Consider the following 12,283-nt stretch of genomic DNA (forward strand, 5'->3'; position numbering starts at 1 on the left):
CGAAGACTCGCACCCGGGCCGACAGCTTCGGCGGTACGTCGAGTACGGGTTCACCGTCGGCGACCAGACGCTGAGCGATGTGCCGGCCGATGCCGGAGCAGCCTTCGACCGCCCACACCCGATCGCTGAAGGCTCGGCCGGCTGTCAGCATCTGCTGGTCCCCCTCGGCGTCGGTGGCGAAACGGGCCCGGGCCAGGACTTTCTCTTGTTCGTTGATGGCCTCGATCGTGGCCGACCGCTTGTGTGGGTCCATCCCGATCACGACTCGACTCATGCGCTACTTCCTCCCATTTTGGCTATTGCTTGATGCCGAACGGGGAGGGCAAAGCTACTTCGAGCTGGACAAGTCCCTCTTGAGCCACTCCCCGGTCGGTAGCCGGCGGGCGCATGCCAGATGATAGTCACACCCTGGATCCGGGTGGACAGCCGCAAAGAGAGCGATCCTGTGGGCGCTCACGTAATTGACCTGGGGTCGGCTCACGTTATTGGTCCGACCCTGGGCGACCACTGGCGGGGCATGATTGCAGGGTGCTGGTCGAGGTTGAGAAGGTCCGCAGGTTCGCGTGGAGCCCTTTCCCGGTGGTTCAGGTCGAAACGCCTGTGGGTCGGACCGCGGTGCCGTGGTGCGGCGCGCCGGATGCTGCCCTTGGGCGCCACCATGTCGAGTGGACGATCAACACCGAGATCAGTTGGGGTCTGAACGCGGAACTCGCGGCTGAGCCTGGACCGGCGATCCTGGCGGGTGGACATTGCGTCATCCTGCGTGGGCGTCTGCGGTTGAGCCCGGACGGTGTTGGCGTGCTTGATCTGAACGGGTCGATGATCTTGCTGGATTTCGTTGAGCGTCCGCCGGCGGAGGCCGACGCCAGCTGGGTGCAGATCTATGTCCCTCACAAGGATGTCCAATTGCATCCGTTCGAGCTCTAGTAGGACTTTGTTAAGTTGTTACGGCGTGTTGCTTGTAGGCGTTTGATGGCGGTGCTTGGCTGCTGCGTGTGGATGAGGCCCGGCTGGCGCAGCTTCGGCGGCAGCTCGAGGGGTTCGCGGCGGAGGTGTTCGCGGGGCTACCTCGGGTGGATCAGCGTGAGACGGGTGTGCGGTACCTGCGTGGGTTGATGCTTGATGGGCGTCGTAAGTCGATGCAGCCGATGGCTGCTCGTCTCGGGGTGGATCATCAGCAGTTGCAGCAGTTCCTGACCTCGTCGACGTGGGACGTGACCGGGGTGCGGCGGCGACTCGCGACGACCGCGGTCGAGGTGGTGACGCCGCGGGTGTGGGTGGTTGACGACACTGGTTTCGTCAAGGACGGTCCCGCGTCGGCGTGTGTGGCCCGGCAGTATTCCGGGACACTCGGCAAGGTCGGCAACTGCCAGATCGCCGTCAGCGTTCACGCCGCGACCGACGTCGCTTCTGCGGTGCTCGACTGGCGGTTGTTCGTCCCGGAGTCCTGGGACGAGACCTGCGTGCCCGACGAGGCCGGGAAAGTCGTGAACGGTCACGCCCGCCGCCTGCGTCGCCAGCCAGTCACCCTGGACGAGGCTGGGAGGAAGAAACCTCACGCGCGCAAGGAGGTGCCGCGCGAGGAGCAGGTCACACAGATCGTCCGGCGGCGGACAGCGTCGAAGATCCCGGACGACCAGCGTTACCGGCCGAAATGGCTGATGGCGTTGGAGATGATCGACGAACTGGCCGATTGGAACCTGCGGCCGCCGCTGCTGACCGCGGATGCCGGTTACGGCCAGGTCGCCGAGTTCCGGCAAGGCCTGACCGACCGCGGCATCACCTATATCGTGGCGACCACCTCAAGCACCACCGCCCAGCGTGGTCACGCCGAACCCGTCGACGTTGCCTACGCCGGAGTCGGAAAACATCCCGTCCCGCGATATCCGCACCCAGCCCGCAGCGTCAAAGACCTCGCCCTCGACCACGGCGCTCACCACGCCACGCTCGTGCACTGGCGTGAACGGCTGGCCACAGCTGACAGCACCAGCGACCGACCCACCGGCACACTGTCCGGGTACTTCTTCGCCCTGCGAATTCGCCCTGCCGGGAGAACCGTCCGACGCGGCACACCACAGCAGGAAGACGGCGTCCTGCCCGACTGCTGGCTGCTCGTGCAATGGCCACCCGGCCACGACGAACCCACCGACTACTGGCTGTCCGACCTGCCCGCCGACACCAGCCTGACCGATCTGGTCCACCTCGCGAAGAGCCGCTGGCGCATCGAACACGACTACCGCGAACTCGAAACCGGCCTCGGACTCGACCACTTCGAAGGCCGCTCCTGGATCGGCTGGCACCGCCACGTCACCCTCGCCACAGCCGCCCAACTGTTCCTCACCCAGCTCCGGCTCACCCACCCAAAAGCAGCAGGGCAGTCCTGAGCCTCTATGCCGTCCTCCGGCACCTGCAATACCAACTCGCCACCTGGCTCGGCTTCTGCCCACGCTGCCACCAACCCGTACCGACCTAACAAAGTCCCATTAGGCGCCGGCCGCACTGTCAGCGTCGACTAACCGACACGTAAGCGCTACTAATAGGCAGACGTTGTACTGGTACTTCCACCGATGGGAGGACGCCGGCGTGCCGGAGAGACTCTCGCCGGGTCCCCATCGCCGGTGGCGGTTCGTTAGACTGCCGCGGTTATCAACGGGGAGGGTGGCGTACGCATGCGGAAGATGGCATTGGCGGTGGCCGTGCTGGCCGGTGGCGCTTCGTTCGTGACGGCCGGGTGCGGATCGTCGGAGGGTGGCCGGTCGGTGTCGGTCGCGGCGTCGGCGACGAGTGGCGCACCGGCGCAGGAGCCGTCGGCGACCGTCGCGCCGACGGCGACGGCCGCGTCTTCGCCGACGCCGCGCAAGCCCGCGAAGTCGCCGGGCCGGTCGCCTGCGCCCAGGCGAACGACGTCCGCCGCGACGGGGTCGGCGCCGCCCTGGTGCATGCTGGCGGACCTGCGCTTCTCGTTGAGTCTGGGCAGTGGCGGCGGCGTGGGTATTCCCGGTTCGCTGCTTATGACCAACACGTCCGTGCGCCGCTGCGCGTTGTCGGGCTACCTGCTTCTGACCTGGCGTGACGCCAACGGCGCAGTGATTGCGGTGAGCGTGAACAAGCGACCCGACCCGCAAACCCCGCACACCGTGGCCATCGCGGCCGGAGGCCGGGGCATCGTCGGGCTCGGCTGGCAGCGTTACAAGAGCGAACCGCCGCCGGTGCTATGCACGCCGGTCCCCAAGACGCTCGAGGTCCGGCTGCCACCGACGGTGCAGAACCCGCACCCGGAGAACGGTCCCGCCAAGCGGATCTCTTGGTTCACGGGTGACAGCGCGGGCATGTGCGGGCCAAAGGTGGACATGCTGCCGGTCGACGTCGTGTCCTGACGGATTTCGGCCGGATAGCGCCGCCAGCCGCGCTCGCACCGCGGTGGACCGCGGTGCGGGCGTGCGGACGCCGGTACGATCGACGCCCTGTGGGATCGGGTGAGAGCGTGTAGCGCGTCTGGGAGACGGATGGATCGTATTGACCGTGAACGTCTCACCATGGCTACGGTCACGGTCGACGTCGAACTTCTCAGGAACTGGGCCAATGTAGAACCGGCGTTGGGGTGGAGGGACGGCGGGTCCGGCATTTGCAATGCTAATCATACGGTCCAATCATGAAGCGGCAGGTATAAGAGCGCGTTTCAGATGTGGGTCAGTCGGGTGTGTCGTACTGCGGGTCCGATCGATGAGGGGCCATGGCTCGGTAGCCAGGTATGGAGCGAGTGCGGCGGTACCCGTCTGACCTGACCGACGCCCAGTGGGAGATCATCGAGGTGATACTGCCCGGCCAGAAGTGGATGGGTAGACCGGAGAAACATCCCCGTCGGGCGATCATCGACGCGATCCTGTACGTGCTGCGTACCGGCTGCCCGTGGCGGTACCTGCCGGTGGACTTCCCGCCCTGGCGGACGGTGTACGGGCACTTCAAGCGCCTGAACAAGCGGGGTGTGGTCGAACGGATCCTCACCGAGCTGCGCGAGCAGGTCCGCCTCGCCCACGACCGTGAGCCGGAACCGACGGCGGGATCATCGACTCGCAGTCGGTCAAGGCCGCCGACACCGTTCACGGGGACAGTCGTGGCTACGACGCGGGCAAGAAGATCAACGGCCGGGTGCGGTTCATCGTCACCGACACCCTCGGGCTCCTGGTCACCGTCTGGGTCCTGGCCGCCTGCTGGCAGGACCGCGACGGCGGCAAAGGCGCCCTCCTCGCCACGTACGCGACGACCCCGATCCGGCACATCCTCGCCGACCAGGGCTTCGCCGGCCGGCTCGTGGAATGGGCCCGGACCCGCCTGAACACCACTCTGGAGATCGTGCGTAAACCCCCAGAGCAGCGAGGTTTCTCCGTCCAACCCAGACGGTGGGTGGTGGAAAGGACCCTGGCCTGGTTGACCGCGCACCGCCGCCTGGCCCGCGACTACGAGACCGACCCCACCACCGCCGAATACATGATCCGCTGGACCGCGATGATCGGCATGCTCAACCGCCTCACCCGAGGACGCCCCGCCACCCGACAAGCCCGCCGAACCTTCAACACACCCGACTGACCCACATCTAAAACGCCCTCTAACGCGCCTTCCTCATCTGCCACCGTTCGTGCGCGGCCGGTGTCGCAGACAGCAGGGCGTCCAGGCCGGCAGCCGATCCTCCGGGACGTTGCCGTGTCAGGTTGAGCGGTCGGTTCGGGGCACGATCGGGTCGATGGGCTGGCCGGGACTATGCTCGACCTCGAGCCAGTCGGCGAGATCGAACCCGCTGCCACACATGCCGCAGGCGGCCCGGCCGAACAGGTACGTGAGACCGTCCGCCAGAGTCGTGTCGCCGCCCTCGGCGGCGACACCGTGCACCCACCTACCGATGCCCGTCAAATCCTCCGGCGCGGCAGGGGCAAGCGAAACCCGGTGGATGTCGCCGTCGTTGTGGTCGCGGACCGCCGAGTACCGGCCGTAGTCGCCGATCACGATCGCGAGACGGGTAGCGCAGTGTGGGCAGTGCAGGTGGTAGTGCTCATCGGTGAAATCCAAGCTGATCGAGGCCCAGAACGTGTACCCGGCAAAGGCGAGCGTGTCCTGTAGCCGCCCGACCAACTCAGGACCGGCACATCCCCGCAGGCGCGCCTGGGCGAGACGGTGCAGCACCGTGAGGGCCTGCGGGTTGGCCCGCACCAGGTCGTCGTGCTCGTCGTACCGGTGCAGAGTTCGTACGACCAGGCGCCGCGGCGAGGTCCAGCGCCCGGTCGCGATGCTCGTTGGTGCCGGACTGCGCGAGCCGGGCGAGTTCAGGCAGCGCGGCGAACCCCGCCGAGCAGCAACACTCTCCCTCTACAACGAGCCGGTCTTCCCCTCTACAACGAGCCGGTCTTCGAGTTCGTCCCACGCGCTGGTATCGGACTGGCGCGCGAGCCGATCGAGCAGCACGCCGACGCTGATACCAGAGTCGCCCCGCACATCCCACGTCGAGCGCCAACCGATCACCGAATGATTCAACACCACCTCCGTCAAACCCCTAGGAGCACACAGCGCCGTGAGCCGCCGCCCGAGCACTCGGTCAAGATCCGGCATCCGCTTCTGCCGTTGCGACACGAGGTCGCACTTTGCGAGTGGACTCGCAGTTAGGAGGACCGACATCTCGTCGGTGGTGTAGTCCCGGGCGCGTGCTTGCTGCCCTCACCCGAGGCGAGGTGCGCGGTGCAGACCACCAGCATCCTGGCGACGGATCGCAGGCACAGCATCTCGCGCTTCTCAGCGCCCCTTCTGCGCGTGCAGGTCATGCGCCGCGGCTGCGGGTCGGGCAGGACGCCCTCGTTGTAGATTCGCCCTTGACGCCGTGCTGCGGATGATTGACGGCCATGTTGAACTGTCCGGCAACCAGGTCGAGCGTGCCCGCAGCACGGGCGGACGGCTGCGGGACGGCCGGTGGCGCCGCGGTCGCGGTCGGCGTACCGACCAGACCTCCGGCCGCGGTGAGCAGTAGCGCGACGATCAGTGGCCTGATCCTCAGCGGTCCCCCAAACCGTGCGGGGACGCAAACACGACGAGCGCGCCCCGGTCACGTCATGCCGGTGATCATCTTTACCGATGTCTCAGGCCGCCGCCGCAACAGGAACAGGTGCGCTCACCTCGAAGCTGCCGACGGCACCCGTCACGATCCATTCCGAAGCGATCCCGCACTCACGTTTCGAGCAGGCGGATCGCCTCGTCCACCAGCCGCGCGGCATCTCCACGCTGGTTCTCCGGTCGCTTGGTGAAGCGGATGAGTTCCAGATGGTTGACCAGGTCGGTGAACCGCCGCGGCGGCTCCCTGCCCTCGTACGGCACGACCTCGTACAGCGTGCTCTCGAAGGAGATGCTGAACTCGTCGAGGTCGATGTCACCCCGGCTGAGCGCCTCGCGCAGCTCCGTCAGCCGTTCCGCGCCTGCTCGCCGCTCAATGGGTTATCACCGTCACGACCCGGCCCTCCCGGCTCACGATTACCTGAAGCATTCCCAGCATATGCGAGTAGTTCCCGTTGTCCTGCCGAACGCCGCGAACATTGCGGATCACGTACTCGACCCAGGCCGGCGAGACTCCCCGACCGTGGTCGTAGCCTCCTCCGGCCTGCCGGATCTGTGGCATGCCTCCCGTCGTCCCACCCTCGTCCGGGCCGGGCCTCGGCGAGTAGCGGAGCCCGCTCGGCTGCATCCGGTCGACGGCATGCCGGCTGTAGAGCCGGTTGCCGATCTTCGCGTACGTCTGGCCGTTGGCAACGACCTTCGGGTAGTTGTTCCAACTCGTCCAGAGCAGACCCCCTGCTGGCGAGGGGCAGACGATCCCGGCGCCCCGGGCGGCGGCACGCTGTGCCAGGGGCCCGGCCAGCCCGCCACCACCTGCGGTGGCGCCCCCCAGGCGAAGTCGTTGGCGGCGTCGCCCCAGGTGTAGTCCTGGCCGGTGGCGGCGGCGACCCCGGATCCGTAGAGGGCGCTGCCTGCGCCGCCGCCGACGACCGTACCGGCGAGCTGGGTGGCTCCGGCCCCGGCTCCGGTGATGCCGGCGTAGGCTCCCGCGCCGGCGCTGCCGGCCGCGCCCATGGTGGCGCCGGTGAGCGCGCCCGCCGCCGCTCCGATGGCCACCTTCTTGATGCAGGTGTTGCGGTCGTCGCCGCTGAGCCAGCAGTCGATGCCGCCGACGACTCCACCAGCGACGCCGCCGATGATGGCGGTGCAGACGATCGGGCACAGCCCTGTGGGGTCGGTGAGGACGGTCGGCCGGTTGTAGCCGTAGTGATAGGTCTGGGTGAACGGAGTGCCCATCGCGGCCGGCAGCGGGTCCGGGCTGGTGAACCGGCCACTGGTCGGCTCGTAGTCGCGGGCTCGCATGTCGTAGAGGCCGGTGAGCTGGTCAAGGTACTGGCCGTGGAACCGCAGCGGGTTGGCCGGGTAGGTCCCGGTGGCGGTGACCGGCTCCCCGTACGTCGCTGACGCTGCGGGACAGGACGTCGACCCGTCCCGCCAGCTCTGCCAGCCTGGACGCGATGCTGCGCAGATAATCCGGGTCGGCCGATATGTCGCTCATGAAGTCTCCTCGGCCGGGGGAAACTGTTCGGTCGGGTAGAGATCGGGGAATCGGCCGCCGGATGCCGAACGTATGACCCGCACAAGCGCCTCGGGTGGTTGCTCGAAGCGGTCGAGGGGTACGTCGAGGATCCAGCGGGACGGGTTGACCAGACGTTGGGCTAGGTGTGTCACGGGGGAGGCCCGGACGGTCGCGTCGGTCGGGCCGGCCTGTCCGGGTGCCCGCCTTGCGAAGATCAGTCGACGCGACCGGCGTGGTCGGGCCGTGACGACGACGTGGTCCAGTTCCGTCCAGGCGACGGATCCGGTGACGGCGCCGGACCAGTGCGCCCCGGCGTCGTCGAGCACCAATGTGAAGTCCCTGAGCAGCGCCGCCTGGCGGCGGAGGTACCGGCCGACGAACATCAGCGGCGCGGCGACGCAGATCCCCCGGCCGGCCCAGAGGAACAGACCGGTGGCGAACCGTAGATCGTCCCCGGACGCCCACCGGATGCCGAGCAGCACGACGGCGACGATCGCCACGACGGTCGAGACGGCCAGCAGCGCACCGCCCGCGAATTCCATACCCTGGCCGAGCGCCGAGCGGGACGCTCCACCGGCAGAGCGAGTCCGGACCGTTGATCGAGCCTCGGGCGATACATCCATTCGCGGCCTCCGATCGAACTCGCATCGACGGTATGGTGAGGCATCGCTGGGTGGTCGAGAGGTGGACCCATGGTAATGAGCGGCGAGCCCGAGCGGGACCCCGTCGCCGATTCGGTGCTGGCCACTCTGGACCGGGTCAGCGGACATGGGCGGTCCGAGGACGGGCTGGAACGGGCCGCCATCGACGGTGGCGGCATCCCGCGCGAACTCAGCATCGACGGTGAGGCGATGCGGCAGGCACCTGCGGCACTGAGCGCATCGATCCTGGAGGCGCTGCGCCACGCACATGAGGATCTGCGCGTTCAGGTGGGACAGGAGCTTGCCCGGGCCGCCGATGCGGGCGACCCTACCGGTGCGCCGTCTGCTGCGGCCGATGCCGCCCGCGTCGCCGATGATCTCGATCGAATGGCCCAGGACATGTCCGGGGAGTTCGACACGATGCGTCGACGCCTCTTCGACGCATGCCATCCTTCCGGGCGCTCCCGGTGCCGCCGTGACGCTGGCCGCCTCGGGCGCGCAGGGTGCACAGGGTGGAGACGGCGAACGACGCGGCGTTGATGACGAAGGCCAACCGCCAGCCGATCAGGGTCACCGCCGCCGCGCCGGCCAGGCCGCCCACCGCCTGCAGCAGGAGGCCGTTGACTGGTGGCCGAGGCGCCTGGACCGGTCGCCGTCACCGTCGCATGTGCATTGGGCGCCACCGGTGCGGGCATCGCGATGGCCGTCGCTCTCGCCGAGGCGTTGCGCCGGGCGGCGGACGGCCAGGCGGTCGGGCAACTCGCCGCACCGTTGGCGGCCGCGGTGGTCGCGGTCGCCGCCCGCAGCACGCTGCTGTGGGTACGGGACCTCGCGGCGACCAGGACGGCCGCTGTGGTGAAACTGCGCCTGCGTGACAGGCTGACCCGCCGGCTGCTGGAACTCGGTCCCGGTGGGACGGCGGGCCGCCCGGTCGGCACCATCCACACCGCCGTCGCCGACGGTGTGGAGGCTCTCGACGCGTACGTCGGCTTCTACCTGCCGCAGGCGGTGGTGAGCGTCGTCGGACCGGCGCTGGTCGTGGCGGTCCTGGCCGTCGTTGATCCGGTCAGTGCGGTGGTCGTCGGTGTCGCGGTCTTCCGGTGACGGTGTACGTCGCCACCGCGCTGATCACCACGGCGGGGACGGCGTTGGCGGTCGCCGTCGCCGGACTGCGGCACGCCGACGGAGCGGTGGACGCGGCGGCCGTGCTGCTGGTGCTGCTGCTGGCGGCCGAGGCGTTCCGGCCACAACTGTTGGTGGGCGCGTTGGTCGGTGAGGGTGTGGGGGCCATTCCAACTGGAGCTGCAGAACTACTGGTACGAAGGGTTCTCGGGGGCATCTTCGCACTGCTCGACGCACCCCCGCCGGTGACCGAACCAGCCGAGGCGCGGGCGGCGCGCTGGGACGGAGGACCCGTCGAGGTGCGGTTCCGGCAGGTCAGCTAACAGCCTGCATCTCGCCCACGAGTCGTATGTCTCGATGCTCACCGCCGTGCTCGTCACGTGACGTCGCTCCGGAAGCCAGGGGTGCGCGCTCCGGGTGAGGGCGAGGCCCGTGCGGAGGCGGATGCGCGCGCCGCCGAGGGAGCCCGGCTCTGCGTGCCGCTGCTGTTGGTTCCTCGGCGTGTCCCGGTGTTCCAAGTTGACCTTGACAGAGAGGGGGTGGCGGTGCAGGTAGGCCGCCGGACCGGACTGTGCATGTTGACCAGGACCGGGTAGGTGGGGCCGTGGTCGCCAGTGCCCTGATCTGGTCCGGCTCGAGCGGCTTCACGCCTCCCGCTGGGGACTGTCCGATTCATCAGGCCAGATCGAGCGAGACGGTGACGTAGGCGTGGGCGGGCAGGTTGACCTGGAGGCCGCGTGGGTGCGGGCGGACTCCGTCGTGGGTGGTGGGCGCCACGGCGGTGGGCGCAGTAGGGGTGTTGTGGGACTCGAGGCTCGGGGCGGTGAGGATGCGGGCGGTGTGGCCGGTGACGTCGCGGCCGCGCAGGTCCAGCACGAGCGTGGTCGCGTCCTGGGCGTGGAGATTGGACAGGGATACCAGGGCCGCGTCGTCCTTGACTGTCGCCGACGCAGAGATCGTGGGGAACGGACGGTCCCCGGCGGGGGTGGTCGGGACGTCACGCAGGTGCACGGTCAGCGCGTGCGCGTCGTGGTGGGCGGTGTTCATCTCGAATACGTGGTAGGTCGGGGTCAGCACCAGGGCACCGGTGTCGGGGTCGGTGAGGATCATGGCTTGCAACACGTTGACGGTCTGGGCGATGTTGGCCATCACCAGGCGGTCGGCATGGCGATGGAAGGCGTCGAAGTGGACCGCAGCGACCAGGGCGTCGCGTAGGCCGTTCTGCTGGTACAGGAACCCAGGGTTGCTGCCCGGCTCGACGTTCCACCAGGTGCCCCACTCGTCGAGCACGAGCCCCACCTTCTGGTGAGGGTCGTAGCGGTCCATCACCGTCGAGTGGCGGGTGAGCAGCTCCTCGACGTGTGCCGCCCGGGACAGGGCGAGGTACCACTCGTCGGTCGTGAACCGGGTGGCCGAGCCCTTGTCCCCCCAGGACCCGGTCATCGTGTAGTAGTGGAACGAGACAGCCTGGAACGGCCCGGGTCGTGAGTCGGGTCCGGTCAGGTCGTCGAACGAGCGCATCAGCGTCTCGGTCCAGTGGTAGTCATCCTCGGCGGCGCCCGCGGCGATGCGATAGACGGTATTATCACCGTGGTTGCGCACGTAGGTACCGTACTGGCGGGCCAGTGAGGCGAACTGCTCGGCGCGCAGGTGCCCGCCGCACCCCCATGCCTCGTTGCCCAGGCCCCAGAACGGGACGCGCCAGGGCTCGTCGCGGCCGTTGCTGCGGCGCAGCGCCGCCATCGGGGAGTCGTCGCCTCGGGTGAGGTACTCAATCCACTCGGACATCTCGCGGACCGACCCGGACCCGATGTTGCCAGAGACGTACGGGTCGGCCCCGAGCAGCTCGCACAGGTCCATGAACTCGTGGGTGCCGAAGGAGTTGTCCTCGACCACGTCGCCCCAGTGGGAGTTGACCATCCGCGGCCGCTGGTCGCGCGGGCCGATGCCGTCGCGCCAGTGGTAGCCGTCGGCGAAGCAGCCGCCGGGCCAGCGCAGGTTCGGGATGTGCATTGCCCGCAGCGCCTGCACGACGTCGGTCCGGATGCCGCGCACGTTCGGGACTGGCGAGTCCTCGCCGACCCAGAATCCGCCGTAGATGCACCGGCCCAGGTGTTCGGCGAAGTGGCCGTAGACATGGCGGGAGACGACGGGACCGGGCAGGTCGAGGTCGATCACGGCGGTGGGAGCAGTCGTGGGCACGACGAGGCCTTTCTCTGTGTTCAGGGGTTAGGGCGGGGTGTCAGTGCGCGCCGGCGGCCCAACGCGCCAGGCGCTGGACCAGCGTCCGGTGGCCCGGGGCGGCATAGGAGGGCAAGCCGTGCCCGAGGACGTCGACCGCGATCCGTGAGCGCCCGTGCGTGCGCACCCAGGCGGCCGGGTATCGCACACCGTCGTGGGCGAACTCGGCCACGACAGTCGAGCGGCCGAGTCGTTGCAGGCGCAGGTACCGCTCGTCCACGACGTCGAAGTCGCTGAGGCCGGCCAGCGGGTCCGGTCCGGCCGGCGACGCGAGGACGTGGACCGTCGTCGTCCCGGCGGGCGGATGCCACGACAGGCCAGGTATCCACATCGCACCTGTCGCCGGTGCCCAGGCGGGGTAGTCCCGCAGGGAGGAGACGGCTGCGTGCAGCGCGAGCACGCCGATGCCTCGCTCCAGCGCTCTGTCCAGGCCGTCCACCGAGGCCTCGGCGGGCAGCGCCTCGGCCTGGGCACCGCGCCACGGGTCCCCGGCATCGACCAGCAGCAGGTCCACACCGTCCAGACGCGTCATGGTCTCGTCCACACCGTCGACGGCGATCTCGAACCCGGTCTCGGCCAGGATGTCGGCGAGCCGTGTGGAGGTGAGCTCATAGGGGTGCCACGGGTCCGAGTAGCGCCCGCGACCGGAGGCGATCCTCGCGCGCAT

The 12,283-nt window shown here is 68.8% G+C and carries 15 protein-coding genes and 1 pseudogene; 8 read left to right on the forward strand and 8 right to left on the reverse strand.

The annotated features are described in order from the left end of the window. The coding region (locus R6Y94_RS41485; RefSeq protein ID WP_318402511.1) for an IS110 family transposase at positions 1-274 on the reverse strand (274 nt) is incomplete at its 3' end. A gap of 254 nt (positions 275-528) precedes the next feature. Here R6Y94_RS41485 and R6Y94_RS41490 point away from each other — a divergent pair. The 5 genes and pseudogenes from R6Y94_RS41490 (at position 529) to R6Y94_RS41505 (ending at position 4,587) form a co-directional block, all read left to right on the forward strand. Further along, entirely contained in the window at positions 529-927 is a 399-nt protein-coding gene (locus R6Y94_RS41490; protein WP_318402512.1) for a hypothetical protein, read from the forward strand. Between the two features lie 68 nt (positions 928-995). After that, positions 996-2,384, forward strand: a complete 1,389-nt coding sequence (locus R6Y94_RS41495) for a transposase (RefSeq protein WP_318402514.1) — start codon at positions 996-998, stop codon at positions 2,382-2,384. A 285-nt stretch (positions 2,385-2,669) separates the two neighbouring features. Further along, entirely contained in the window at positions 2,670-3,377 is a 708-nt protein-coding gene (locus tag R6Y94_RS41500) for a DUF4232 domain-containing protein (protein WP_318402516.1), read from the forward strand. A 374-nt stretch (positions 3,378-3,751) separates the two neighbouring features. Then, positions 3,752-3,988: pseudogene (locus tag R6Y94_RS45495) on the forward strand (transposase); the annotation flags it as partial. A 74-nt stretch (positions 3,989-4,062) separates the two neighbouring features. Next, positions 4,063-4,587 (forward strand): transposase, encoded by a 525-nt coding sequence (locus R6Y94_RS41505; RefSeq protein ID WP_318402656.1) that lies wholly within the window; start codon positions 4,063-4,065, stop codon positions 4,585-4,587. A 117-nt stretch (positions 4,588-4,704) separates the two neighbouring features. Here R6Y94_RS41505 and R6Y94_RS41510 read toward each other — a convergent pair whose 3' ends face one another. The 5 genes from R6Y94_RS41510 to R6Y94_RS41530 form a co-directional block, all read right to left on the reverse strand. Continuing rightward, positions 4,705-5,205, reverse strand: coding sequence for a hypothetical protein (locus tag R6Y94_RS41510; protein ID WP_318402518.1), 501 nt, complete (start codon positions 5,203-5,205; stop codon positions 4,705-4,707). Positions 5,206-5,361: 156 nt separating this feature from the next. Beyond that, the gene (locus R6Y94_RS41515; RefSeq protein ID WP_318402519.1) at positions 5,362-5,622 is read right to left on the reverse strand and encodes a hypothetical protein; all 261 of its coding nucleotides are present in this window, start codon (positions 5,620-5,622) and stop codon (positions 5,362-5,364) included. Positions 5,623-6,210: 588 nt separating this feature from the next. After that, entirely contained in the window at positions 6,211-6,357 is a 147-nt protein-coding gene (locus tag R6Y94_RS41520) for a hypothetical protein (protein WP_318402521.1), read from the reverse strand. A 222-nt stretch (positions 6,358-6,579) separates the two neighbouring features. Continuing rightward, positions 6,580-7,566: an RHS repeat-associated core domain-containing protein gene (locus R6Y94_RS41525; RefSeq protein WP_318402657.1), complete on the reverse strand. Its 987-nt coding sequence runs from the start codon at positions 7,564-7,566 to the stop codon at positions 6,580-6,582. A gap of 21 nt (positions 7,567-7,587) precedes the next feature. Continuing rightward, the gene (locus R6Y94_RS41530; protein ID WP_318402523.1) at positions 7,588-8,154 is read right to left on the reverse strand and encodes a hypothetical protein; all 567 of its coding nucleotides are present in this window, start codon (positions 8,152-8,154) and stop codon (positions 7,588-7,590) included. Between the two features lie 156 nt (positions 8,155-8,310). On the opposite strand from R6Y94_RS41530, the gene R6Y94_RS41535 reads away from it, so the two are divergent. The 3 genes from R6Y94_RS41535 (at position 8,311) to R6Y94_RS41545 (ending at position 9,698) form a co-directional block, all read left to right on the forward strand. Beyond that, the gene (locus R6Y94_RS41535) at positions 8,311-8,793 is read left to right on the forward strand and encodes a YbaB/EbfC family nucleoid-associated protein (RefSeq protein WP_318402525.1); all 483 of its coding nucleotides are present in this window, start codon (positions 8,311-8,313) and stop codon (positions 8,791-8,793) included. An 87-nt stretch (positions 8,794-8,880) separates the two neighbouring features. After that, positions 8,881-9,357, forward strand: a complete 477-nt coding sequence (locus R6Y94_RS41540; RefSeq protein WP_318402527.1) for an ABC transporter transmembrane domain-containing protein — start codon at positions 8,881-8,883, stop codon at positions 9,355-9,357. After that, entirely contained in the window at positions 9,354-9,698 is a 345-nt protein-coding gene (locus R6Y94_RS41545; protein ID WP_318402529.1) for a hypothetical protein, read from the forward strand. The genes R6Y94_RS41540 and R6Y94_RS41545 overlap by 4 nt, the downstream gene beginning before the upstream one ends. A gap of 352 nt (positions 9,699-10,050) precedes the next feature. On the opposite strand, the gene R6Y94_RS41550 is transcribed toward R6Y94_RS41545, so the two are convergent. Both R6Y94_RS41550 and R6Y94_RS41555 read right to left on the reverse strand, forming a co-directional pair. Then, positions 10,051-11,577, reverse strand: coding sequence for an alpha-N-arabinofuranosidase (locus tag R6Y94_RS41550; protein WP_318402531.1), 1,527 nt, complete (start codon positions 11,575-11,577; stop codon positions 10,051-10,053). 40 nt (positions 11,578-11,617) lie between these two features. Then, on the reverse strand, positions 11,618-12,283 hold the full coding sequence (locus R6Y94_RS41555; protein WP_318402533.1) for a ThuA domain-containing protein: 666 nt from the start codon (positions 12,281-12,283) through the stop codon (positions 11,618-11,620).

It is taken from the genome of Plantactinospora sp. KLBMP9567 (assembly GCF_033446045.1).
GTDB lineage: Bacteria > Actinomycetota > Actinomycetes > Mycobacteriales > Micromonosporaceae > Plantactinospora.